The sequence below is a fragment of the Faecalibacillus sp. TM498 genome (assembly GCF_020589955.1).
GTDB classification, from domain to species: Bacteria; Bacillota_I; Bacilli_A; order Erysipelotrichales; family Coprobacillaceae; genus Faecalibacillus; species Faecalibacillus intestinalis.
In genome coordinates this window covers 1-571 of the sequence record NZ_JAJDKB010000143.1, presented here as the reverse complement: position 1 = coordinate 571, position 571 = coordinate 1, and the positions used below count along the sequence as shown (strand labels likewise).

At 27.0% G+C, this 571-nt stretch carries 1 protein-coding gene; it reads left to right on the top strand.

Annotation, left to right across the window (positions count from 1 at the left end; translation table 11 throughout):
- Positions 1 to 570: ABC transporter ATP-binding protein (locus LJD32_RS15055; RefSeq protein WP_227403846.1), on the top strand; the 570-nt coding region annotated here is incomplete at its 5' end.
- Position 571: the final 1 nt, after the last annotated feature.

The window sequence follows — 571 nt, the reverse complement described above, 5'->3', positions numbered from 1 at the left end:
ACTCATGGACAAATTTTTCTTAATCAAAAAGATTTACTTCTTTTATCAGAAAAAGAAAAAGCAAATTTAAGAAAAGAAGAAATTGGTTTTATTTTTCAAAATTATAATCTTATTGAATCATTAACAATCAAAAATAATATTTTATTTTCATTAAGACTAAATAAAGTAGATCAAAAAAGACAATTAGAAAAATTAAATGAACTTACAAAAATGTTAAATATTGAAGAAATCATTGATAAATATCCATCCCAATGTTCAGGTGGACAACAACAAAGAGCAGCGATTGCTAGAGCGTTGATCAACGAGCCAAAGATTATCTTCGCTGATGAACCAACAGGGAATCTAGATAGTTTAAATGCCAGAGAACTGATGGAATATCTTGTAAAAATCAATGAAGAAAAACATACAACGATTATCATGGTGACGCATGATAGCTTTGTGGCTTCTTATTCAAAGAAAGTTTATTACATGAAAGATGGACATTTAGATTTATCGATAGATCGTCTTACAAAATCACAAGATGATTATTATAAAGAAATTGTTAAAGTTACAACACAAATGCATTTATAAA